The 23,843-nt window shown below is 67.6% G+C and carries 19 protein-coding genes; 11 read left to right on the forward strand and 8 right to left on the reverse strand.

Annotated elements, in window-relative coordinates:
- Nucleotides 1-37: 37 nt before the first annotated feature.
- Nucleotides 38-1,399 carry a bifunctional UDP-N-acetylglucosamine diphosphorylase/glucosamine-1-phosphate N-acetyltransferase GlmU gene (glmU, locus tag NX068_RS17280; RefSeq protein ID WP_263462504.1) on the forward strand — a complete coding sequence of 454 codons (1,362 nt, stop codon included), beginning with the start codon at nucleotides 38-40 and terminating at the stop codon, nucleotides 1,397-1,399.
- A gap of 52 nt (nucleotides 1,400-1,451) precedes the next feature.
- A complete protein-coding gene (gene glmS, locus NX068_RS17285) occupies nucleotides 1,452-3,278 on the forward strand; it encodes a glutamine--fructose-6-phosphate transaminase (isomerizing) (protein ID WP_263462505.1) in 1,827 nt (608 codons plus the stop codon).
- 232 nt (nucleotides 3,279-3,510) lie between these two features.
- Here glmS and NX068_RS17290 read toward each other — a convergent pair whose 3' ends face one another.
- From NX068_RS17290 to NX068_RS17320, 7 genes are all read right to left on the reverse strand, one after another.
- Complete coding sequence (locus NX068_RS17290) at nucleotides 3,511-3,858, reverse strand: DUF3325 domain-containing protein (RefSeq protein ID WP_263462506.1); 348 nt, start codon at nucleotides 3,856-3,858, stop codon at nucleotides 3,511-3,513.
- Complete coding sequence (locus NX068_RS17295; protein ID WP_263462507.1) at nucleotides 3,855-5,867, reverse strand: PepSY-associated TM helix domain-containing protein; 2,013 nt, start codon at nucleotides 5,865-5,867, stop codon at nucleotides 3,855-3,857. The genes NX068_RS17290 and NX068_RS17295 overlap by 4 nt, the downstream gene beginning before the upstream one ends.
- On the reverse strand, nucleotides 5,864-6,181 hold the full coding sequence (locus NX068_RS17300; RefSeq protein ID WP_263462508.1) for a hypothetical protein: 318 nt from the start codon (nucleotides 6,179-6,181) through the stop codon (nucleotides 5,864-5,866). The genes NX068_RS17295 and NX068_RS17300 overlap by 4 nt, the downstream gene beginning before the upstream one ends.
- Before the next feature lie 61 nt (nucleotides 6,182-6,242).
- Complete coding sequence (locus tag NX068_RS17305; protein WP_263462509.1) at nucleotides 6,243-7,733, reverse strand: class I SAM-dependent methyltransferase; 1,491 nt, start codon at nucleotides 7,731-7,733, stop codon at nucleotides 6,243-6,245.
- A complete protein-coding gene (locus NX068_RS17310) occupies nucleotides 7,730-8,677 on the reverse strand; it encodes an alpha/beta hydrolase (RefSeq protein WP_263462510.1) in 948 nt (315 codons plus the stop codon). The genes NX068_RS17305 and NX068_RS17310 overlap by 4 nt, the downstream gene beginning before the upstream one ends.
- Nucleotides 8,678-8,759: 82 nt before the next feature.
- Nucleotides 8,760-10,991, reverse strand: coding sequence for a FepA family TonB-dependent siderophore receptor (locus tag NX068_RS17315; protein WP_263462511.1), 2,232 nt, complete (start codon nucleotides 10,989-10,991; stop codon nucleotides 8,760-8,762).
- Nucleotides 10,992-11,332: 341 nt separating this feature from the next.
- Nucleotides 11,333-13,561: a FepA family TonB-dependent siderophore receptor gene (locus tag NX068_RS17320; protein ID WP_263462512.1), complete on the reverse strand. Its 2,229-nt coding sequence runs from the start codon at nucleotides 13,559-13,561 to the stop codon at nucleotides 11,333-11,335.
- Nucleotides 13,562-13,859: 298 nt separating this feature from the next.
- On the opposite strand from NX068_RS17320, the gene NX068_RS17325 reads away from it, so the two are divergent.
- The 3 genes from NX068_RS17325 to NX068_RS17335 all read left to right on the forward strand — a co-directional run bounded on the left by NX068_RS17325 (nucleotide 13,860) and on the right by NX068_RS17335 (nucleotide 16,436).
- The gene (locus NX068_RS17325; RefSeq protein WP_263462513.1) at nucleotides 13,860-14,606 is read left to right on the forward strand and encodes a response regulator; all 747 of its coding nucleotides are present in this window, start codon (nucleotides 13,860-13,862) and stop codon (nucleotides 14,604-14,606) included.
- 148 nt (nucleotides 14,607-14,754) lie between these two features.
- The gene (locus NX068_RS17330; RefSeq protein ID WP_263459647.1) at nucleotides 14,755-15,504 is read left to right on the forward strand and encodes an electron transfer flavoprotein subunit beta/FixA family protein; all 750 of its coding nucleotides are present in this window, start codon (nucleotides 14,755-14,757) and stop codon (nucleotides 15,502-15,504) included.
- A 2-nt stretch (nucleotides 15,505-15,506) separates the two neighbouring features.
- Nucleotides 15,507-16,436, forward strand: a complete 930-nt coding sequence (locus tag NX068_RS17335) for an electron transfer flavoprotein subunit alpha/FixB family protein (RefSeq protein WP_263462514.1) — start codon at nucleotides 15,507-15,509, stop codon at nucleotides 16,434-16,436.
- A 193-nt stretch (nucleotides 16,437-16,629) separates the two neighbouring features.
- On the opposite strand, the gene NX068_RS17340 is transcribed toward NX068_RS17335, so the two are convergent.
- Nucleotides 16,630-17,568, reverse strand: coding sequence for a LysR family transcriptional regulator (locus NX068_RS17340; RefSeq protein ID WP_263462515.1), 939 nt, complete (start codon nucleotides 17,566-17,568; stop codon nucleotides 16,630-16,632).
- A 161-nt stretch (nucleotides 17,569-17,729) separates the two neighbouring features.
- Here NX068_RS17340 and NX068_RS17345 point away from each other — a divergent pair, with 161 nt between their 5' ends.
- The 6 genes from NX068_RS17345 to dctP all read left to right on the forward strand — a co-directional run.
- Nucleotides 17,730-18,593 carry an HTD2 family dehydratase gene (locus tag NX068_RS17345; protein ID WP_263462516.1) on the forward strand — a complete coding sequence of 288 codons (864 nt, stop codon included), beginning with the start codon at nucleotides 17,730-17,732 and terminating at the stop codon, nucleotides 18,591-18,593.
- 106 nt (nucleotides 18,594-18,699) lie between these two features.
- Nucleotides 18,700-19,866, forward strand: coding sequence for an acyl-CoA dehydrogenase family protein (locus NX068_RS17350; protein ID WP_263462517.1), 1,167 nt, complete (start codon nucleotides 18,700-18,702; stop codon nucleotides 19,864-19,866).
- A gap of 20 nt (nucleotides 19,867-19,886) precedes the next feature.
- Nucleotides 19,887-21,257 carry an MmgE/PrpD family protein gene (locus NX068_RS17355; RefSeq protein WP_263462518.1) on the forward strand — a complete coding sequence of 457 codons (1,371 nt, stop codon included), beginning with the start codon at nucleotides 19,887-19,889 and terminating at the stop codon, nucleotides 21,255-21,257.
- Between the two features lie 10 nt (nucleotides 21,258-21,267).
- Nucleotides 21,268-22,485 carry a CaiB/BaiF CoA transferase family protein gene (locus NX068_RS17360; protein WP_263462519.1) on the forward strand — a complete coding sequence of 406 codons (1,218 nt, stop codon included), beginning with the start codon at nucleotides 21,268-21,270 and terminating at the stop codon, nucleotides 22,483-22,485.
- Nucleotides 22,485-23,330, forward strand: coding sequence for an HpcH/HpaI aldolase/citrate lyase family protein (locus NX068_RS17365; protein ID WP_263462520.1), 846 nt, complete (start codon nucleotides 22,485-22,487; stop codon nucleotides 23,328-23,330). Before NX068_RS17360 ends, NX068_RS17365 begins: the two co-directional genes overlap by 1 nt.
- A gap of 46 nt (nucleotides 23,331-23,376) precedes the next feature.
- Nucleotides 23,377-23,843: TRAP transporter substrate-binding protein DctP (dctP, locus tag NX068_RS17370; RefSeq protein ID WP_263462521.1), on the forward strand; the 467-nt coding region annotated here is incomplete at its 3' end.

The following is a 23,843-nucleotide window of genomic DNA, read 5'->3' on the forward strand; positions in this document are numbered from 1 at the left end:
CTCCGCGCGCCATTCATCAACCTGCTGGAAGATTTCCATGGAAGTCGTCGTTCTCGCCGCCGGCCAGGGCAAGCGCATGCGCTCCGTCCTGCCCAAGGTTCTGCAACCCATCGCCGGCAAGCCGATGCTGGCCCATGTGCTCGATGCCGCCCGCACCCTCGATGCCCGGCGCATCTGCGTGGTCTATGGCCACGGTGGTGAGGTGGTGCGCGAACATCTCGATGCTTCCGACCTGGCCTGGGCGCGCCAGCAGCCGCAACTGGGCACCGGCCATGCGGTGCAGCAGGCCCTGCCGCACCTGAGCGACGGCGACATGGCGCTGGTGCTGTACGGCGACGTGCCGCTGATCGGCGTGTCCACGCTGCGCCGTCTGGCCGCTGCTGCCGGCGGCGAGCGCCTGGCACTGTTGACGGTAAAGATGGACGACCCGACCGGCTACGGCCGCATCCTGCGCGACGAGACCGGCCGGATCACCCGCATCGTCGAGGAAAAGGATGCCAGCGACGAGGAGCGCAAGGTGCGGGAAGTCAACACCGGCATCCTCGTCGCCCCGGTCGCCCGGCTGCGCGGCTGGCTCGGCCGCATCGGCAACGACAACGCCCAGGGCGAGTACTACCTGACCGACATCATCGGCCTCGCCGTGGCCGACGGCGTCGAAGTCGTCAGCGAGCAGCCCGACGCCTTCGCCGAGACGCTGGGCGTCAACAACAAGATGCAGCTCGCCGAACTGGAGCGCATCCACCAGGGCAACATCGCCCGCCGCCTGATGGAAGAGGGCGCGACGCTGATCGACCCGGCGCGCATCGACGTGCGCGGCAGCCTGAGCATCGGCCGCGACGTCGAGATCGACGCCAACTGCGTGTTCGAAGGCACGGTGGAGCTCGGCGACAACGTCCGCATCGGCCCCAACTGCGTGATCCGCAATGCGCGTATCGGCGCCGGCTCGCGCATCGAAGCCTTCAGCCATGTCGACAGCACGACGATGGGCCAGGCCTGCGTGATCGGCCCCTACGCCCGCACCCGCCCGGGTACCGTGCTGGGCAGCGACGTGCATCTGGGCAACTTCGTCGAGATCAAGAACAGCGTCATCGCCGACCATTCCAAAGCCAACCACCTGGCCTACGTCGGCGACGCCGACGTCGGCAGCAAGGTCAACATCGGCGCCGGCACCATCACCTGCAACTACGACGGCGCCAACAAGCACCGCACCATCATCGAGGACGAAGTCTTCATCGGCTCCGACAGCCAGCTCGTCGCGCCGGTGCGCGTCGGCCGCGGTGCCACGCTTGGTGCAGGCACCACGCTGACCAAGGATGCGCCGGCGGGGCAGCTCACCGTCACCCGCGTCCGGCAGATCAGCCTCGAGAGCTGGAAGCGGCCGGTGAAGCAGCCGCGCTGATCGCCTGCTCTCCGCCAACGCCAACGAATCACTTTTTCAAGGAAGCTTCGCCATGTGTGGCATCGTCACCGCCATTGCAACGAACAACGTCGTTCCCGTCCTGCTGGAAGGTCTGCGCAAACTCGAATACCGCGGCTATGACTCGGCCGGCCTCGCCGTGCTGGCGGGCGAACTGACCCGCCTGCGCTCCGCCGGCCGCGTCGCCGAACTCGCCGCGCTGGCCGACGACAGCAAGCTTTCCGCCAACATCGGCATCGCCCACACCCGCTGGGCCACCCACGGCGTGCCGTCCGAGCGCAACGCCCACCCGCACATCTCCGACGGCCTGGCGGTGGTGCATAACGGCATCATCGAGAACTTCGAGAGCATCAAGGCCGAGCTGCAGGCACGCGGCTACGTGTTCACTTCCGACACCGACACCGAAGCCATCGCCCACCTTCTGCATAGCAAGCTGCAGAGCACGCCCGACCTGTTCGAGGCGGTGCGCCTGACCACCAACGAACTGATCGGCGCCTACGCCATCGGCGTGCTGGCCGAAAACGAGCCCGACCGCGCCATCGTCGCCCGTCGCGGCTCGCCGCTGCTGCTGGGCGTGGGCGAGGACGGCATGTATGCCGCTTCCGACACCGCCGCGCTGCTGCAGGTCACGCGCAAGGTCGTGTATCTGGAAGACGGCGACCTGGCCGAACTGCGCCGCGACAGCTATCGCGTCGTGCTGGCCGACGGTACGCCGGTCGAGCGCCAGGTGCACCTGTCCAGCCTGTCGGCCGACGCGGTCGAACTGGGCCAGTTCCGCCACTACATGCAGAAGGAAATCTTCGAGCAGCCGCAGGCGCTGGGCAACACGCTGGAAATGATCGCCGGTGGCGGCGGTGTCGCGCCCCAGCATTTCGGCGCGCGTGCGGCCGAAATCTTCGACGGTGTGCGCCGCGTTCTGATCCTCGCGTGTGGAACCAGCTACCACGCCGGCTTCGTCGCGCGCTACTGGATCGAGGCCATCGCCAAGCTGCCGGTCACGGTCGAGATCGCCAGCGAATACCGCTACCGCGAATCCGTGCCTGACGCTGACACCCTGGTCGTCGTCATCTCGCAGTCGGGTGAAACCGCCGACACCCTGGCCGCGCTCAAGCACGCCAAGTCGCTCGGCATGGAGCGCACGCTGGCGATCTGCAACGTGCCGGAATCCGCCATCGTGCGCGAAACCGCGCTGCGCTTCATCACCCGCGCCGGCCCCGAGATCGGCGTCGCCTCGACCAAGGCCTTCACCACCCAGCTCGCCGCTTTCGCGCTGCTGACGCTGGCGCTGGCCAAGATCAAGGGCCGCCTGTCCGCAGAGGAGGAGGAACGCCACCTCACCGCGCTGCGCCACCTGCCGGTTGCGGTGCAGAAGGTGCTGGAGCTCGAACCCGAGATCGCGAAATGGGCGCAGCGCTTCGCCGGCAAGGAGCACGCGCTCTTCCTCGGCCGCGGTAGCCACTGGCCGATCGCGATGGAAGGCGCGCTCAAGCTCAAGGAAATCTCCTACATCCACGCCGAAGCCTATGCCGCCGGCGAGCTCAAGCACGGCCCGCTGGCGCTGGTGGACAAGGACATGCCCGTCATCGCCGTCGCCCCGGCCGACGAACTGCTGGAGAAGCTCAAGTCCAACCTGCAGGAAGTCCGCGCCCGTGGCGGCGAGCTCTACGTCTTCGCCGACGCCGGCAGCGAGATCCCCGAGTCCGAAGGCGTGCACATCCTGCACATGCCCGAGCACTACGGCATGCTGTCGCCGGTGCTGCACGTGATCCCGTTGCAACTGCTGTCCTACCACGCGGCGCTGGTCAAGGGTACGGACGTGGACAAGCCGCGCAACCTGGCGAAGTCGGTGACGGTGGAGTAAGGCGGATGGAGTGGGGCCCGGTATTGAAATCGGAATTCAGTGCTGGGGCCGAAACCGAACTCTTGTGAAACCAGATCCGGCCTGCGGCCGAGCAAAAACGCCTCGCACGAAAATGCGAGGCGTTTTTGCTTGATGGCTTTGGAGTAAGGAAAGCGCTACGCCGGACGTCGATGTTCGGGGCGCGCTATTGACGCTGCTGGTGGCAGCGCGGATGGTCAGCGGTTCAGCTTCTTCAGCGTCCGGCCATCCCCCATGCCAGCACCGCCAGCCCCAGCAGTGCCGGTGCGGCGAAGCGCAAGGGGCGCGGCCGGTAGCTCAGCATCAGGCCGATGGTGACGCTGGCCGCCGATAGATAACCCAGCCAGGCCAGGCTGCCGATGGAAGGGCCGCGCGCGGCGAGCGCAGGGACGATCGATGCCAGCAGCAGCACCCAGCCGGTGGTGGTCAGCGTGTGGCGCACCGTCGATGCGGGCTGCCGACCGAAAACCTGTTTGGCGTGTCGTTCAGTGCCCAGGGCAATGGCGCTGAAGGCGGCGAAGGCCAGCGCGAAGGAGAGAAGGTCGAGAGTCGGCATGTTCATCCGGCATGCTCCGCGGTGCGCAGCGCCGGAGCTGCGGCAGGGGTGGAAGGAAGGGCGCCGGGTGTGGCGGCATCCGTCGTGGTCGCGGCGGGCGCAGGGGTTTTTGCCGGGCGCGCCTTGTTCGGGCGTGCGCGCGGCACGTGGCGGATCACGCCGCGGGCGGTGAAGAACAGCAGCAGGCCGCAGGCGAGCGCCGTGAGGTCGAAGCCGGCCACCTGCCACTGGCCGTTCGCCAGGCTGTAGCCCAGGTGCATGCCGCCGCTGAGGGCGTTGAGCAGGGGCAGGGCGGCGAACAGTGTGCCGGCGGCGACGAGCTGCTCGATCCACGCCTGCTTGTGGCGACGGAACAGGGCATGGATCAGCGTCAGTCCCCAGACGCTGAAGAACGTGCGGATTTCCCACAGGTTGCGCTCGGCCTGTTCGACCGGAACCAGGCGGTTGGCCCAGAAGTAGGCGGCGATGGCGATCATCAGTCCGGCGACGGCGGCGATGTTGAGCACCTGCACCAGGCGGTGGCCGCGCGGAATGGAGGCAACTGAGGAGGCAACCGAGGTCTCGGCCGAAGGCGCGTCCTTGGCGCGCGACACGACCCACAGCACCAGGCCGCTGGCGACCATCAGCGAACCGAGCACGCCTGACAGGAACAGCAGCCAGCGCGGCAGCGGCGAGGCGAAGCGGCCCAGGTGGACGGCGCTGAGCACGTTCTGGATCGCTCGCACGGCGGAAGGCTCGGTCACCGGGGGTGCATCGAGCAGTTCGCCGCTGACACCGTTGAACAGCAGCCGTTCGGTGGCGCCACGGTTGGCGAGGCTGTCGCCGCGTGCCTGGCGCAGCTCGATGATGGCGCCGGCATCGCCGGGATGGGTGATGGAGATGCTGCCGACGCCGGCCTCCGGCCAGCGCCGTTGACCTTCGGCCAGCAGTGGGGCGATCGCCATGAGCGGCGCCGCCTGGCCGGTAGCGCGGGGAGCCGGAGCGGCGTTGCCCGTGCCGCGCAGCTCGCGGCCGTAGGCGGCGCTGTCCTCGGGATAGGCGGACGACACGGCCGAGGGCATCAGCATCGAGCCCAGCAACACCAGGCCGGAAAAGGTGATGACGAGGTGGAAGGGCAGCGACAGCACGCCGCTGGCGTTGTGTGCATCCAGCCAGGAGCGCTTGCCCTTGGCCGGGCGGAAGGTGAAGAAGTCGCGGAAGATCTGGCGATGGACGATGACGCCGGTGATTAGCGCCACGAACATCGCCATCGTGGCGATGCCGACGATCCAGCGCCCCCAGACCCGATCCATGCCGTAGAGCTCGAAATGGAAGCGGTAGAGGAAGTTGCCGCCGGCGGTCTGGCGGGCCTCGATCAACTCGCCGGTGGCGGGGTCCATGATCGCGCGGTGCAGGCCGGGCTGCTGGCGTCCGCCGCCACCGCCGGCTTGTGCTGCAGCGGCTTGTGGAGCGGGGGCTTGCGTAGCGGCGGCGGGCCGGGCCGCCGGTGCCGCTGGCGTCTCGCCTTCGCCATCCTCATCCGCTCCGTCTGCGCCGCGGCCCGCGCGGCGGCTGCCGTCGGCGGCGCGCGGGCCACTTCGTTCGCCCTGTGCGCGTGTGGCTCTGGAGCCGGTTTCCGCCGCAGCGCGCATGCTCTGGGGCTGTCTGTCCGCACGCGCATCGCCACCCCGGGCGTTTCCGCTGCGCGCGTCGGTGCCGCGGCCTTGCGCCTGCTCGGGCTGGGCTTCTCGCCAGCTCAGATTGACCACGTTGCTGCGGGGGCTGGGCAGCGAAATCGTCCATTGCTGGGCGCCGCTGCCGACGCGCTCCAGGGTGCGCAGTGCGTTGTCGGTGGCACGACCGTCGTCATGGGCGCGGTGCAGTTCGGGTTGCATCCACAGCGTGATCTCGTTGCGGAAGAAGGACAGGGTGCCGGTCACGAATACCGCGAACAGCAGCCAGCCGAGCAGCAGTCCAGCCCAGGTATGCACCCAGGACATGGACTGGCGGAAGGTGCGTGGCTTGTCGAATCTCATGCTGCACCTCCGGGGGCGGCCAGCCATTGCCAGGCGGCGAAGGCGCTTGCGCCGATCGCCAGGCCGGCGGCCGAGCGCAGCAGCGTGGCGGCGGCGAAGACCCAGATTACCGCCAGGGTGTAGACCAGGAAGGCGAGCATGATGGCGGCCATCACCGCGTCGGTGCGCGGCAGCGGTAGGCCGACTGCGAATGCGGCAGCAGCCAGCGCGGCGACGCCGTAGCTGCCGAAGATGGCCATGATCGAGCGCAGGGTGATGTTGAGGCTGGGCCGATAGTCGGCGAAACACGTGGAATAGGGAGTGTCGGATTTCATTGTTGTTTTCTCTGTCTGGTCGATATGGGTGTATGGCGAGGCGCCGGGACGGGGATGTGTGTCAGCTCGAGTTGGCCAGCACGCCCAGCCGCTGCCATGCGGGCAGCGATTCGCGTTCGAAGGCGGCGAGGCGGCCTGCGTCCGCGGCTTCGGGGTCGAGGGCACGGACCGCGGCCAGCAGCGCCTCGCCGCGCAGTGAAGGGTCGAGGTCGAGCGCGTGCGCGGCCAGCATGGCAGGCCGTGTTACCGGCAGGCCGGAGCCGAGGGCGGGCGCGGCCAGCCAGCCGTAGTCGTGGCCAGCGGCGGCGGCGCGCCACAATGCACGGTTGAGCGCCTGAGCCGGCGCCGCAGCCGTCGCCGGCAGGCAGGGGTGGAGGTGTCCCGCCCACAGCAGCATCTGGCAGGCCTGGTTGAGCATGCCGCCGTGGCCGGCATAGGCGGGCAGGGCCAGCAGGCTGCCGAAGGAGGCTGGCCGGCCGCTGGACAGGGCCTTCAGCAAGGGCGAAAACATTGGCGCGGGTCCGTCGACCGGGCCGATGCGGGTATCGAAGCGCAATGCGCCGCCAGCGGGCGCGCCCGGCAGGGCGGCGAATTGCTGTGTCTGCAGCGCCTGGCGATGTTCGGCCGGAGTGAGTGGCCTCGGTTCGCGCTGGTAGATGTCGCGGCGCAGGGTCTGGTTGCGGGCGATGTCCTTGGCCGTTTCGCGCAGCGCCGTATCGCTCAGGGCGCCGATCGTCGCCTGCGTGCCGCCGGGCAGCGAGACCGCGTCGATGTTCTCCAGCGGGGTGGCGCTGCCAATGAAGCTGCATCCCGCCTGCTCCGCCGCGGCCAGCATGTCGGCCACGTGCAGCGGCTCCCAGTGGCCGCCCAGAAATTCGTGGGCCAGATGGCCAGGCGGATGCATCATGACCTGGTCGAGCTGCGCACCCAGCTCCGGCACCACGGCGAACTGGCCGGCGCCGCCGTCGCGCAGCTTGCGCATCAATGCCAGCCCCGAGGCCAGGCCTGTCGTGGCGCCGGTGATTTCCGCGCTGCGCCGCAGGATGCGCTGCATCGCCATCATCGGTGCGCTGCCGGGCTGGGTCATGTAGCCCAGGCAGGCGATGCCGCCGGGCTTGAGCCAGCGTTCGACGATGCGCATCACCGCGCGCCGGTTGTCGGGCGAGATCCACGACAGCACGCCGTGCATGACGATGAAGTCCAGCGGCGGCAGCGCGCTGTCCTCGGCTTCGGCGAGCTCGGCGAAGCTGTGCTGGAGGAAACGGACGTTGCCCAGTTCAGCCTGCGCGGCCAGCCCGCGGGCGTGCGCGATCGCGGCCGGGTCGAAGTCCACGCCGTGGAAGGTCCCGCCGGGATTGGTCGCGGCCGACAGCAGCGTCGTCAGGCCGGGACCACAGCCCAGTTCGCACCAGGTGTAGGGCGCGGCGGGATCCGGTGCGCGATGGCCCAGCGCGGTGAGGACGGCGTGCAGCCAAGCCGGCGTCAACTCGCGATGGAAGAATGCCGGATAGGCGAGATCGGCATGATAGCCGTCGCTCCAGGCGGGTTTCATCGTTCTGCCCCCGCCATCCAGCGCAGCGCGTGGCCGAGCGACGCCGGCAGCATGGGGCCGTGCTCCAGGCCCGGCAGTTCGCGGTATTGCGCGTCGAGCCCGGTCACTTTGTCCAGACGGAAGACGAGGGCTGGCACGGCGTCGGCGGGCACGGCGGCCGTTGCGCGCTCGCGCTCGGCCAGGCGTGCCGCGGAAGGGGCGGGACGCGTGCGGCGGCCTTCGGCGCCGCCGCGCAGTACCAGCAGATGGGCGTGATGGCCGGCGAAGCTGCGGCCGAACGCTTCCTCGAGTGTCAGCAGGTGGCCGTCGCGCCACCACAGCGCGGGGCTGGCGGCGGCATAGTGGCTGAATGCGGCGGGCTGCGTCAGCAGGGTGTGGAGCACGAACAGGCCGCCGTAGGAGTGCCCCCACACACCCTGGCGCCCGGCGTCGAGCGGGACGCGCGCAGCGAGCTCGGGCTTGACCCGGGTCTGGATGAAATCGAGAAAGCGCACAGCGCCGCCGTTCGTCCGCGTGGGATCGAGCGGATCGGTCTGCGGTCCGCCGCCGGGCAGCGGCGGCGTGTAGTCGTAGGCACGGGCGACGACGTCGAAACGCAGCGGCGTGTCGTAACCGATGGCGACGATCACCGGCGGATTGGCCGCGGCCAGTTCGCCCAGCAGCTCGTCGTCGAGCGCCTCAATCGCGGCATTGCCGTCGAGCAGGAAAATGGCCGGATAGCCTGCTGCCGGCGGCGCCAGTCGCGGTTGCGCGATCTGGACGCGGTAGCGGCGCTCGCCGCCGGGGGCCTCCAGCATCAGGGTCTCGAAGCGGTAATGGACCGAACCCCGCTCCGTGATGTCCGGCCCGGGGCCGCGTTCGAGGCTGGGCTGGGCGATGGCCGTGCCGCCGCACAGGGCCAGGACGGCGGAGATCAGGACGAGGACGAAGCGCGTCGCATGCATGCGTGGTTGCCGAAAATCGAAAAGTGCCCGGCTCCCGCCGGACGCGAGACAGCGCAACGCCTCGAGCGCTGCGGCTGCCGGTTCAGAACGAGGCCGTCAGCGTCGCGTAATAGGCGCGGCCGGGCTCGTTGTAGGTGTTTGCGCCGGCGGAACTGCCATTGCCTTCGCGGTACAGGCGCTTGTCGAACAGATTGCTGATGCCGACGCGGCCCTTCAGGGTCTTGCTGAAGGCGTAGCCGGCGCTGATGCCCCACAGGCTGTAGGCTTCGCGCTCGTTCAGCGAATTGCCGGTGACTTCCCCCCCCGTGCTGATGTTGGTGGTGCGGGGCTTCTGCTTGCCGTAGAAGGTGCCGGTGACGACGAAGGAAAGCTTGTCGGTGGCCTGCCAGTCCATCGTCGTATTGACGGTGTATTTCGGAATGATGGACAGCGGCTGGCCGTTCTTGTCGTGGTGCTTGTCCATGTAGGTGAAGTTGTTGATCCAGTTGATGTTGTGCGCGACCGGGATCAGCAGGTTGCCTTCGACACCGGCGATGGTGGCGTCGGTGGCGTTTTCCCACTTCAGCACCGAGCCGGTGACGAGCCCACCGGTGTTGTAGTTGATCTCGCCGGAGGTGATCTTGTTCTTGTACTTGTTGTGGAAATAGGTCAAGCCCGCGTTCCAGCCGTTGGCGGTGTAGTTGATGCCGATTTCCTTGTTGACGCTGACCTCCGGATCGAGATCGGGATTGCCCAGCACGTAGCACGGACCGGTCATGCCTACCGGGCAGCCGTTGCCCATCGTGTTGTACAGATAGTTGGGGTTGATCTGGTACAGGTTGGGCGCCTTGAAGGCACGGGCGATACCGCCCTTCAGGGTGAACTCCGGGGTCATCATCCACGACGCGTTCAGGGAGGGGCTCCAGTTGTTGCCGAACTCGCTGTGGTGGTCGAAGCGCAGGCCCGGGGTCAGGATGACGTCCTGTGTGAGCTCGATGTTGTCCTCGACGAAGACCGAGGTCAGCGTGGCCTTGGATTCGGTGTCGCGCTGGTCGGCGGGAAGGACGCCGGGCCAGTTGATGCCGCCGGAAACTGCGTTCTGCACCGAGCGCGGATCGTCCAGCGTCGAGCGGCTCCATTCGGCGCCGGCGGTCAGCACGTGGTTGACGCCGAGCTTGAAGGGCACGTCCACCTGGCCGTTGAGGGTGAGGTTGTCGAGCTCGCTGGTGAATTTCTGGTCGGTGTTGATGTTGCCTTCGCCGCCGCCCGCCGAGCCTTCGCCGAGACGGCTGTTGCGCGTGTTCTCGTACTGGATGTAGCCGCTGGACTTGCCGAAGGCCCAGTCGCCCTTGTGCGTGATCGCATAGGTGCGGCGGGTCATGGTGTTGGTTTCCTTGCCGAGGAAGGTCGCCGGGTTGGTGCCGGTGGCCTGGCCCGGGTCGGTGGCGCTCGAGCCGAGGTTGGTGTCGCCGGCGTAGATGTTGCCCTGGCGGGAATAGCCGTAGTCGAAGTCGATCGTCTGACCCTGCACCGGCTTCCAGCGCAGCGTGGTCTTGATGTCCTTGTTCCTCACCCCTTCGCGGCCGGCGGCAGTGCTGCCGACGGTCTCGTCGAGGTTGATGTCGGGCGCATCGGCATCGGTCTTGTTGTAGTTGCCATGGACGCGGAAACCGAACTGGTCGTTGATCGGGCCGCTGGCGTTGAAGTTGATGCGCCGGGTATCGCCTTCGTCGGAATCCTCCGGCTGGTTGGTGTACAGCGACACCGAACCGCGCAGCTTTTCCGGAATGCCCTTGGTGATGATGTTGACCACGCCGCCGGCCGCGCCGCTGCCGTAGCGCGCTGCCGCCGGGCCGCGGATGACTTCGATGCTCTCGACTTCCTCGGCCGGCACCCAGTTGCTGTCGCCGCGCGTGTCACGTTCGCCGTTGCGGCTGTAGCGCACCGAGTTGCGCGACGTGACCGGCTTGCCGTCGATCAGGATCAGGGTGTTTTCCGGCCCCATGCCGCGCAGGTCGATCTGGCGATTGTTGCCCCGTGCGCCGCTGGCGGCATTGCCGGTGAGATTGACGCCCGGCATGCGGCGGATGATGTCGGACAGGTCGTTGGCCGGCGGGCGCTTCTCGATGTCCTCGGCGGTGATGACGGATACCCCCGGTGCCTGCTTCAGCGTTTCCTCGGCGGTGCCGAGCACCTGGACTTCGGCGAGCGTGGCGTCGGCTCCTCCCGTCTGCTGGGCGAATGCACCGTGCGTGGGAAGGCAGACGAGGCCGATGGCCGCGACCAGCGGCTTGAGACGAAACGTGGTGAAGGGACTGGGAGAAGTGCGGCGCATCGTATTCTCGTGGGGCAGGATTGAAGAAAGTGCCGGGCACCGATTCTGCTTGCATGGCTGCAGCCGGAATCGTGCTGGTGGATAAACAAAATAATGAGAATCATATCCATTCATTATTTTCATATTTTGTCTAAATGCGTCAAAACTGTGTCAGGCTGGCTTGACATTCCTGCAGGGCCGAGGCGCCCCGGCCAGGCGCTTTCCATGTCCGCTCGTCGATATCGCCACGGCCGTTCGTTGGGCGGGATGTCCGACCACAGGTCGGCAGCACGATGAAAATCGGGCCCGGCGAAAACCGGGCACCGAGACGGTGCAAGGCGGATCGGGTTTGCCGTGCCGCTTCAGAACGAAGCGGTCAGCGTCGCGTAAAAGCTGCGGCCGGGCTCGTTGTAGGTGTTGGCGCCTTGGCCGGAGCCCGACGATGCGCGATAGAGGCGCTTGTCGAACAGGTTATTGACGCCTGCGCGCAGGTTGAAGGTCTTGTTGAACTGGTAGCCCGCGCTGAGACCGTACAGCGCGTAAGCGCCGCGCACCTTCAGGCCGTCGCCGGTGACGGTGGTGTTGTTGGCCGGGTTGCGGTCACGTGGCTCCTGCTTGCCGTAGAAGGTGGCGGTGGCGAGCACCGAGAGTTTCTCCGTGGCCTGCCAGTCCAGCATGCTGTTGATCGTGTAGCGGGGAATCACCGACAGCGGCTGGCCGGTGTTCTTGTTCTTGCTTTCGATCATGTAGGTGAAGTTGTTGCGCAGCATCAGGCTGCGGCCGAGATCGCTCGACAGCGGGATGTCCAGGTTGCCCTCGAAGCCGCGGATGATGGCCTTGCCGGTGTTGACCCACTGGAAGGGGCGTGCCAGCGAGCCACCGATGTCGATGAAGTCGGGGATGTCCTGGTCGCCCATGTCGGCGATGATCTTGTTCTTGTAGTCGTTGTGGAAATAGGTCAGGCCCGCGCCCCAGCCGGCACGGTTCCAGGCCACGCCCAGTTCCTTGTTGATGCTGATCTCGGGGTCGAGATCCTCGTTGCCGAAGATGTAGCAGGGGCCTTGCACGCGGGTGCCGTCGGGCAGGTAGGGGCAGCCGTTGCCGCCGGTCACGTACAGGTAGTTGGGGTTGGACTGGTAGAGGTTGGGCGCCTTGAACACGCGCGCGATGCCGCCCTTGACGGTGATTTCGGGGGTGACTTCCCACGATGCGTTCAGGCTGGGACTCCAGTTGAGGCCGAACTTGTCGTGGTCGTCCAGGCGCAGGCCGGGTGTGACCACCCAGTTGCCCAGGGCGATGTTGTTCTCGACGAACACGGCCCGCGAGTCGGATTTGCTGATCGCCGTCGGGTTGTTGTTGATGGTCTGGCCGCGAGTGGTGGCGTAGGGGTCTTCGAGCTTCTCCTTGCGGTATTCGAAGCCGGCGGTCAGCATCTGCCGGATGCCGCCGATCTCCAGCGGCGTGTTGAATTCGCCGTTCAGGAAGTATTGGTCGAGCTGGTTTTCGGAAGCTTGGGCGTTGGCGCCGATCGAGCCTTCGCCGCCGCCCGCCAGGCCTTCGTTCAGGCGGCGGTTGGTCGTGCCTTCGTAGGCCAGCGTGACGCGCGAGGTGCGGCCTTCGCCATAGTCGCCGCGGTGGGTGACGCTGCCGGTGCGGCGGTACATGGTGTTGGTTTCGGCGCCGGAGTTGGCCAGCTCCTGCATCGCGGCGTTGCTGCCGTCGAACAGGCGGTCGCCCGTGTAGATGTTGCCCTGGCGGGAGAAGCCGGCCTCGAATTCGAGCACGTGGCCTGCGGTCAGGTCCCAGCGCAGCAGGCCGTTGATGTCGCGGTTGCGCACGCCTTCGCGCCCGGCGGGCGGTGTCGCGTCGGGATCCACGACCGAGGCGTTGAGGTCGGGTTCGTCGGCGTCGGTCTTGGCGACGTTGCCGTACAGGCGGAAGGAGAACTTCTCGGCCAGCGGGCCGGCGAGGTTGAAACCGAGGCGCTGGGTGCTGGAGAAGTCCTTGTCCTGCGGCACCAGGGTGTAGGCGGTGACCGAGCCGCTGAGCGTGTCGCTCGGGCGCTTGGTGATGATGTTGATCACGCCGCCGGCGGCGCCGGAGCCATAGCGCGCGGCGGCGGGGCCACGCAGCACCTCGATGCGCTCGACGGCGCTGGCAGGCACCCAGTTGGAGTCGCCGCGCGTGTTGCGCTCGCCGTTGCGGCCCATGCGCACCGAGTTGCGCGAGCTGACCGGCTTGCCGTCGATCAGGATCATGGTGTTTTCCGGCCCCATGCCGCGCAGGTCGATCTGGCGGTTGTTGCCATAGGCGCCGGACGAGCTGTTGCCCGTCAGGTTGACGCCGGGCATGGTGCGGATCAGTTCGGACAGGTCGTTGGCCGGCGGCCGCTCGGCGATGTCTTCCTCGGTGATAACGGAAACGCCGGGTGCCTGGCGCAGTTGTTCTTCGGCGGTTCCAAGCACCTGTACCTCGGCGAGCGTGGCGTCTTGGGCGAATGCGCTGTGCGCGGGCAGGCAGGCGAGGCCGATGGCCGCGACCAGTGGCCTGAGGCGGTGCGAGGTGAGAGGGCTGGAGGAAGAGCGAGGCATCGTTGTTCTCGTCGGGCAGGAGTTAAAAAACGTCGCACGGCAACGCCACCGGCATGACTGCAGGTAGAATCGCGTGTTTGGATGAGCAATAAAATAAGAATCATAATCATTAACAATTGTAATTGTTTGTCGAAATATGGAAAATGTGTGGCATGCCCGTGCCATTTCACGATGGGACGCCTGGCCGAGGGCAGGGTGTCGGGCAAGCTATCCGCGAATACCCATGAACAACCCCATTTCCCCGCTCGTCCGCGCTCACCCGCAACCGGCCGTGGCGCGGCATTCCGGATGAATCATCGTGCCGACCGACGCTCCCCGCATCCTGCTCATCGATGACGACCCCGAAATCCGCGCTTCGCTGACCACCTATCTGAGCCGCTACGGCATGGAGGTGAGCACCGCCGCCGATGCGGGCAGCGGTCGCAGCCTGCTGGCGCGCGAGCGTTTCGACCTGGCGCTCGCCGAGGTCATGCTGCCGGACGAGGACGGGCTGTCGCTGTGCCGCTACCTGTACGAACACCTGAAGCTGCCGGTCATCCTGCTGTCGGTGCTGGCCGATCCGGCCGACTGTGTGGCGGCGCTGGAGCTGGGGGCCGACGACTACATCATCAAGCCCTTCGATCCGCGCGAACTCGTCGCCCGCATCAAGACCGTGCTGCGCCGGATGCGCAATACGATGCGTAGTGCGGAGGCCGCTGCGCCTGCAGTGATGGGCGAGGCGCGCTATCTGAGCTTCGAGGCCTGGACGCTGGATATCGGCCAGCGCGCGCTGTCGCATCGGAACGGCCGCATCGTCGAGTTGAGCGCGGTCGAGTTCCGCCTGCTGCTCGCCCTGGCCGAGCATCCCAACACCGTGCTGAGCCGCGAACGCCTGCTCGATCTCACCCACCGCGACGAACACGGCGCCTTCGACCGCAGCATCGACACCCAGGTCAGCCGTCTGCGCAAGAAGATCGAGGAAGATCCGCGCCGCCCGCGCCTGCTGCGTACCGCCTGGGGCGACGGCTATCTGCTGTCGGCCGAGGTGACGCGCCAGGGGGCGTGAAACCCGTCTTCGCCGTTGCCGGGGCAGATCGCCGCTTCGAGCCTGCTGAAGCGAGAGTTCGGAAATGATGAATCTGCCGCCGGCGCGATAAAACTAAACTGCTTCCGTTCGGGACACATGCCCGGACGCCAAAACAAGGAGGATGACATTGAAGATCCTGGTACCCGTGAAACGCGTTGTCGACTACAACGTGAAGGTTCGCGTCAAGGCTGACGGCAGCGGCGTGGATATAGCGAACGTCAAGATGAGCATGAACCCGTTCGACGAGATTGCGGTGGAAGAGGCGGTTCGGCTGAAGGAAGCGGGCGTGGCCACCGAGGTGGTGGCGGTGAGCTGCGGCGTGGGCGCGTGCCAGGAGACGCTGCGCGCGGCGCTGGCGATCGGTGCCGACCGTGCGATCCTGGTCGAGACCGATGCCGAGCTGCAGCCGCTGGCGGTGGCCAAGCTGCTGAAGGCGGTGGCCGAGCGTGAGCAGCCGACGCTGGTGATCGGCGGCAAGCAGGCGATCGACGACGACGCCAACCAGACCGGCCAGATGCTGGCGGCGCTGGCGGGCTGGCCGCAGGCGACCTTTGCCTCGAAGCTGGTGATCGCCGACGGCAAGGCGCAGGTCACGCGCGAGATCGACGGCGGGCTGGAGACGCTGTCGATTTCGCTGCCGGCGGTGGTGACGACGGACCTGCGGCTCAACGAGCCGCGCTATGCGACGCTGCCCAACATCATGAAGGCGAAGAAGAAGCCGCTCGACACGCTGAAGCCCGAAGAGCTGGGCGTGGATGTGGCGCCGCGGCTGCAGACGCTGAAAGTGGCCGAGCCGCCCAAGCGCAGCGCGGGAGAGCGGGTGGCGGACGTCGCCCAGCTGGTCGACAAACTCAAGAACGTTGCGAAGGTGATCTGAACATGGCCATTCTCGTCATTGCCGAACACGACAACCAATCGCTCAAGGCCGCTACGCTCAACACCGTGACCGCGGCGGCCAAGCTGGGCGGCGACATCCACGTGCTGGTGGCCGGTGCCGGCTGCGGCGCGGCGGCCGAGGCGGCGGCGAAGATCGCCGGCGTGGCCAAGGTGCTGGTATGCGATGCCGCGCACTACGAAGCGCAGACGGCCGAGAACGTCGCCGAGCTGGTCAAGGGCCTCGCGCCGAACTACAGCCACGTGCTGGCGCCGGCGACGCCGAACGGCAAGAACATGCTGCCGCGGGTGGCGGCGCTGCTGGACGTGGCGCAGATCAGCGACATCGTCGCCATCGAAAGCGCCGACACCTTCGTGCGCCCGATCTACGCCGGCAACGCGCTGGCGACGGTCAAGAGCGCCGACGCGGTCAAGGTCGTCACGGTGCGCACCACCGCCTTCGATGCGGCCGCAGAAGGCGGTGCCGCCCCGGTCGAAGCGCTGGCCGCGGGGGCCGACCTGGGCGTGGCGGCGCTGGTCAGCCGCGAGCTGACCAAGAGCGAGCGCCCGGAGCTGGGTGCGGCCAAGGTCATTGTCTCGGGCGGCCGGGGCGTGGGCAGCGGGGAGAACTACCACAAGCTGCTCGAGCCGCTGGCGGACAAGCTGGGGGCGGCGCTGGGCGCGAGCCGTGCGGCGGTCGATGCGGGCTATGTGCCGAACGACTACCAGGTGGGCCAGACGGGCAAGATCGTTGCGCCGCAGCTGTACATCGCGGTGGGCATCTCGGGGGCGATCCAGCACCTGGCGGGGATGAAGGACTCGAAGGTGATCGTGGCGATCAACAAGGATCCGGAGGCGCCGATCTTCCAGGTGGCCGACTACGGCCTGGTGGGCGATCTGTTCGAGGTCGTGCCGGAACTGACCGCCGCCGTCTGAGCGCGGCAACCGGTTGCGTCGGGCGGGCTCCCGGCCCGCTCCGGCGCTTCTTTCCTCGCCAGGAAAATCCGTCTCTCCCTCCTCCGGATTTTCGTGGCGAGCTATGGCTCGGCGATGCATGGCTCGCCGGGCTTTTTTTTTCGTGTCGCAGAAGGGGTGCCGCAGCCGGCGCGGGCCGGAGCTGGCGTGGCGCTCAGGAAGCCCCGCCGGAGGGCGGGAGGATGCCTGCCCGGCTTTCTGCATGGCCGGGGTAGTCCATGATGCTTTCGATCAGCGCCAGCGTATGGCTCGGCAGCGAGTCGCCGCAGCGCGACAGCACGTGGCGCTCGCGCAGCGCCCAGTCCTCGTCGAGCGTCTTGATCGAGATCGCCATGGTCTTGCTGTTTCGCCGCGCGGCGGACTCCGGGACGATGCCGACGCCGACGCCGGCTTCGACCATCCGGCAGACCGATTCGAAGTTGCTCACCTGGACCCGGATGTGCAGCCGCCTGCGCGCGTTCTGCATCAACTGGTCGACGAAGGCCTGCAGGGTGCTGCCCTGGTGCAGGCCGATGTAGTCGTAGTCGATGATGTCAGCGAAGCGGACCTTGTCGAGCGCTTCGAGCGGGTGTCCCGGGGTCACGGCCAGCACCAGGCGGTCGGTGCTGAAGGTATGGAGTTCGAGTCCGTCGGCGGTGATCGGGCCGGAAGTGATGCCCAGGTCGGTGGTGCCGTCCAGCACGCCGCGGATGATTTCCGAAGTGGGGCGCTCCTGCAGATTGACGTCGACCTTGGGATGGGCGGCGAGGAAGGTGGCGAGCACTTCGGGCATGAACTCGGTGACGGCCGTGGTGTTGGCGAAGATCCGGATGCTGCCCTGCACCCCTTCGCCGAAGCGCTGCAGCTCCGATTTCATGTGCTCGATCTCGCTCAGCACCGTGCGCGCATGCCGCAGCAGGCTCTGGCCGGCCGGCGTCAGCGCGACGCCGCGCGGCGTGCGGTACAGCAATCGCACGCCGGCATTGCCTTCCAGGTTCTTGACGCGTGCGCTGACCGCAGGGAGCGACAGGTAATTGCGTTCCGCGGCCTTCGTCAGGCTCTTGGTTTCGGCGATGAGACTGAAAAGGGTCAGATCGCGCAGATCGATGTTCATGCCGTCGTTCCGGTCGTTATCCCCTCGAATGTTATGGCTTCGATGGGCTTTCGGGGCTTCGATTGTCGTTAAGGCAGGGTAAAGGAATGGCGAATTGTGATCGTCCGGCGCCGGGCGGATCATGTCCCGCAGAAAAATATATGCGCCGAAAAGGAGGGTTTATGGAGACTGGGGCCAACAGCACGAACGCCGATCTGGCAGCGTGGGTGGGGCGGGAGGAAGTTCGCAGCGACCGCGTCGATCTGCGCATCGCCCAGGCGCTGGCCGCCACGTTCGACCATGAGCCGTCGGCCATCGCCGACGGTGATGCGCTGCCGCCGCTGTGGCACTGGGTGTATTTCACGCCCAATGCGCGCGCCAGCGAGATCGGCCCCGACGGCCACCCCCGGCGCGGCGGTTTTCTGCCGCCGGTCGAGCTGCCCAACCGGATGTGGGCGGGCGGGCGGCTGCGCTTCGAGCGGCCCCTGCGCGTCGGCGAAAACCTGCGCCGGGTGTCCCGAATCCTGAGCTGTGAGCGCAAGAGCGGCCGCAGCGGCGACCTGGTGTTCGTCACCGTCGAGCACACCATCTCCGGCGCCGACGGCGCCGCCGCGGTGGTCGAAGAGCACGACATCGTCTATCGCAACGCCTCGCCCGGCGGCGGCGGCAAGCTGGCGGGCGAAGCGGTGCCGGCGCAAGCCGACTTCCGCCGCAGCATCGATCCCGACCCGGTGCTGCTGTTCCGCTATTCGGCGCTGACCTTCAACGGCCACCGCATCCACTACGACCATCCCTACGTGACCCAGGTCGAGGGCTACCCGGGCCTGATCGTGCACGGCCCGCTGACGGCGACCCTGCTGCTCGAGGCTTTCCGCCAGGCCAACCCGGACAAGCGCATCACCCGCTTCTCGTTCCGCGCCGTCGGGCCGCTGTTCGACATCCACCGCTTCGACGTCTGCGGCCGCATCACCGGGCCCGATGGCGCCGAGCTCTGGACCGACGAGAACGGGCGCCTGACGATGAAGGCCGCCGTCGGCTTCGAGTAGGCCGCTTCTCTTCCACTTCCGCTTCACCGACCGATGCGCTTCGACAGCGAAGCGCAGGGGTGCGCCTTGGCCGCGATTCCCCCGCTTACCACCACAGGAGACAACCATGTCCGTCATGAACGCCCCCGACCAGCACCAGGACATCCGCGACGCCGTCCGCAGCCTGTGCGCGGAATTTCCCGACGAATACTTCCGCAAGATCGACGAGCAGCGCGGCTACCCCGAAGCCTTCGTCGATGCCCTGATCGGCGCCGGCTGGCTGTCGGCGATGATTCCGGAGGAATACGGCGGCTCCGGCCTCGGCCTCACCGCGGCCTCGGTGATCATGGAAGAGATCAACCGCTCGGGCGGCAACTCCGGCGCGGTGCATGGCCAGATGTACAACATGGGCACGCTGCTGCGCAACGGCAGCAAGGCGCAGAAGGAGAAGTACCTGCCGGACATCGCCGCCGGCAAGCTGCGCATCCAGTCGATGGCGGTCACCGAGCCGACCACCGGCACCGACACCACCAAGATCAAGACCGTGGCGGTGAAGAAGGACGGCCGCTACGTGGTCAATGGCCAGAAGGTGTGGATCTCCCGCGTGCAGCACTCGGACCTGATGATCCTGCTGGCGCGCACCACGCCGCTGGCCGAGGTGAAGAAGAAGTCCGAAGGCATGTCGATCTTCATCGTCGAGCTGAAGGACGCCGTCGGCAAGGGCCTGACCGTCAGGCCGATCCCCAACCTGGTCAACCACGAGACCAACGAGCTGTTCTTCGACAACCTCGAAATCCCCGAGGAAAACCTGATCGGCGAAGAGGGCAAGGGCTTCAAGTACATCCTCGACGGCCTGAACGCCGAGCGCACGCTGATCGCCGCCGAATGCATCGGCGACGGCTACTGGTTCATCGAGCGCGCGGTGAAGTACGCCAACGACCGCGTCGTCTTCGACCGCCCGATCGGCAAGAACCAGGGCGTGCAGTTCCCGATCGCCGACGCCTTCATCGAGATCGAGGCCGCCAACCTGATGCGCTTCAAGGCCTGCGAGCTGTTCGACGCCCACCAGCCCTGCGGCGCCCAGGCCAACATGGCCAAGTACCTCGCCGCCAAGGCCTCGTGGGAAGCGGCCAACGTCTGCATGCAGACCCACGGCGGCTTCGGCTTCGCCAACGAGTACGACATCGAGCGCAAGTTCCGCGAGACCCGCCTGTACCAGGTGGCGCCGATCTCGACCAACCTGATCTTCTCCTACGTCGCCGAGCACCTGCTCGGGCTGCCGCGTTCGTTCTGAGTCCGGCCAGGGAGTTCGCGATGATCGATCAGAACACGCCCGCCGACGCACTGTGCGCCTTCGTCGCCGGCCTGCGCTACGAGCAGTTGCCCATGCCGGTGGTGGAACGCTGCGAAGAACTGTTCCTCGACTGGATCGCCTCGGCGCTGGCGGCGAAAGGCATGCATCCGCTGCCGCAGTTCGAAGCCTTTGCCCGCGCCATGGGCCCGGCCGACGGGCCGGCGGAAGTGCTGGCCAGCCGCGGCCGGACTTCGCCCTACTTCGCCGCCTGGGTGAATGCGGCGTCCTCGCACCTGGTGGAGCAGGACGACCTGCACAACAGTTCGGTGCTGCATCCGGCGACGGTGGTGTTTCCCGCTGCGCTGGCGGCGGCGCAGGACGCGGGCGCCTCGGGCGAGGAGTTCATCGCCGCCTGCGTGGCCGGCTACGAGGCGGGCATCCGCATCGGCGAATTCCTCGGCCGTTCGCACTACCGCATCTTCCACACCACCGCCACGGTCGGCACGCTGGCGGCCGCCGTTGCCGCCGGGCACGTGCTGAAGCTGTCGCCGGAGCAGATGCGCAACGCCATCGGCTCGGCCGGCACCCAGGCGGCGGGGCTGTGGGAATTCCTGCGCGACGCCGCCGATTCCAAGCAGCTCCATACCGCGCACGCGGCGGCCAGCGGGCTGGCGGCCGCCTATCTGGCGCGCGATGGCGTCACCGCGGCGCGGCGCATCCTCGACGGCGAAAAAGGCATGGCCGCCGGCATGTCCTCCGATGCCGATCCGGCACGCCTGGGCGACCGGCTCGGCAGCCGCTGGGCCTTGCTCGAAACCTCGTTCAAGTTCCATGCCTCCTGCCGCCATACCCACCCGGCGGCGGATGCGCTGCAGGCCGTGATGCAGCGCGAAGGGCTCGCTGCCGACGACATCGAAGCGGTGCTGACCCGGGTGCACAAGGGCGCGATCGACGTGCTCGGCGTCGTCGATGTGCCGACGACCGTGCATCAGGCCAAGTTCTCGATGGGCACGGTGCTGGGCCTGCTCGCGGTGCATGGCGATGCCGGTCTCGAGAGCTTCCGCGACCACGCGCTGACCGACCCGGCGGTCGCCGCCTTCCGCGACAAGGTCGGCATGACGCTCGACGACGAGGTCGATGCCGCCTACCCCAAGCGCTGGCTGGGCCGGGTCGAGGTCAGGACCAGATCGGGCGCCTGCTTCCAGGGGGCGATCGACGAGCCCAAGGGCGATCCGGGCAACACCTTGTCGCGCGCCGAGCTCGCCGACAAGGCGCGGCGCCTGGCGGCCTTCTCCGGCGCCGCCGGCCGGGCCGAGATCGACGCCCTGATCGGGCGCGTGTGGCAACTGCGTACCGCGCCCCGCATCGGCGCGCTTCTTCCATCTTCCTGAGAGTGGGACCATGACTGCGACCATAACCGATACCCCCAAACCGCAAGCGGGCTCGCTGCCGCTCGAAGGCGTGACCGTCGTCTCGCTCGAGCACGCCGTCGCCGCGCCCTTCGCCACCCGCCATCTGGCCGATCTCGGCGCCCGCGTGATCAAGGTCGAGCGCCCTGGCGTCGGCGACTTCGCCCGCGCCTACGACCACCGCGTCGATGGCCAGGCCTCGTACTTCGTCTGGGCCAACCGCTCCAAGGAAAGCCTGACGCTGGACGTCAAGCAGCCCGAGGCGCAGGAGATCCTGCACAAGCTGCTGGCCAAGGCCGATGTGCTGGTGCAGAACCTCGCGCCCGGCGCGGCTGCGCGCCTGGGCCTGTCCTACGAGGCGCTGTCGCCGAACAACCCGGGCCTGATCGTCTGCGACATCTCCGGCTATGGTGAAGGCGGCCCCTACACCGAGAAGAAGGCCTACGACCTGCTGATCCAGAGCGAGTCGGGCTTCCTGTCGATCACCGGCACGCCCGAGGAACAGGCCAAGGCCGGCATCTCGATCGCCGACATCGCCGCCGGCATGTACGCCTACACCAACATCCTCGGCGCCCTGATCCAGCGCGGCAGGACCGGCCGCGGCCGCCGCATCGAGATCGCGATGATCGATGCGATGGTCGAGCTGATGGGCTTCCCGATGTACTACGCCTACAACGGCCAGGAGCCACCCCGGCGCTGCGGCGCGGCGCACGCCACGATCTATCCCTACGGCCCGTTCCGCTCGGGAGACGGCCGCACCGTGATGCTCGGCCTGCAGAACGAGCGCGAATGGGCGGTGTTCTGCGACAAGGTGCTGGGGGATGCCGCGACCGCGGCCGACGCGCGCTTTGCCAGCAATGCGCAGCGCGTGGCCAACCGCGAAGCGCTCCGCGCCGTGATCGAGCAGGCCTTTGCCAGTCTCAGCGCCGAGGAAGTTCTTGCCAGGCTCGATGCGGCAGGCATCGCCAATGCCAACGTCAACACCATGAACGACATCTGGGCCCACCCCCAGCTGCAGGCGCGCCAGCGCTGGACCACGGTGGATTCGCCGGCCGGCCCGCTGCCCGCGCTGCAGCCGCCCGGCATGGGCGGCGACCATCCGGCGCGCATGGACCCGGTGCCCGCGCTCGGCGCCCATACCGACGCGATCCTCGACGAACTCGGCTACGGCGACCGGGCCGCCGAGCTGCATGCAAGGAAGGTGGTGTGATGGAAGAAAAACTCGATCTGGCGCGGGCACGGACCTTCCTGTTCGTGCCGGCGAGCCGTCCGGAGCGCATCGCCAAGGCCTTCGCCACCGGTACCGACGTCGTCATCGTCGATCTGGAGGACGCAGTCGCGCCCGCCGACAAGCCGGCTGCCCGCCAGGCACTGGTGGCCTGGCTGGATGCCAACCCGAATGCAGCGGTGGTGGTGCGCATCAACGCCGCCGGCACGGCCTGGCACGAGGACGACCTGCAGGCCTGCCGCCATGCGGGCGTGGCCGGGGTGATGCTGCCGAAGGCCGACAGCGCCGCCCAGCTGCGGCATGCCCATGCCAGCAGCGCCAAGCCGGTGCTGGCGATCATCGAAACCGCGGTCGGGCTGGATGCGCTGCGCGAGATCGCCGGCGCCGAAGGCTGTGCCCGCCTGGTGTTCGGCAAGCTCGACCTCGCCGTCGAGCTGGACCTGGTGCCGGACGAAGCCGATCCCGAGGAGCTCGTCTTCCTGCCCTGGCGCGCGATGCTGGTGCTCGCCAGCCAGCGCGCCGGCCTGCCGGCGCCGGTGGATGGCGTGTTCACCGTGATCGGCGATGCCCAGGCGCTGCAGCGCTATGCCACGCGCGCGCGCCGGCACGGCTTCGGCGGGCAGTTGCTGATCCATCCCAGCCAGGTGCAGGCGGCCGCCGCCGCATTCACCCCCTCTGCCAGCGAGATCCAGTGGGCGCGCGCGGTGCAGCAGGCCGCGGCGGCCGCGGGCGGGGGCGCCGCGGTGGTCGAGGGGCGGATGATCGATGCTCCCGTCATCGCGCGGGCCGAGCGTGTGCTGGCCGTCGCCGCCACCTTCGGCCTTTGATCAGTCGTTTTTTTGCAGTCGTTCTTACAACAAGCAGGAGGAGACCATGAGCAAATTTTCCCATCTTCGCCGTACCCTGATCGGCGGCGCGCTGACGCTGGCGCTGGCACCCTTGTCGACGCTTGCCGTCGCCGCCGAGCCGATCGTCATCAAGTTCAGCCACGTCGTCGCGCAGGACACGCCCAAGGGCAAGGGGGCCGACAAGTTCAAGGAGCTGGCCGAGAAATACACCAATGGCGCGGTCAGGATCGAGGTGTATCCCAACAGCACGCTGTACAAGGACAAGGAGGAAGTGGAGGCGCTGCAGCTGGGCGCGGTGCAGATGCTGGCGCCCTCGCTGTCGAAGTTCGGTCCGCTGGGCGTGCGCGAGTTCGAGGTCTTCGACCTGCCCTACATCTTCAATGGCTACGAAGCCCTGCACAGGGTCACCAAGGGCCCGGTCGGCCAGCAACTGCTGGACAAGCTGGAGCCGCGCGGCATCAAGGGCCTGGCCTACTGGGACAACGGCTTCAA

This window comes from Thauera carbonicopians (assembly GCF_025699485.1).
Taxonomy (GTDB): Bacteria; Pseudomonadota; Gammaproteobacteria; order Burkholderiales; family Rhodocyclaceae; genus Thauera.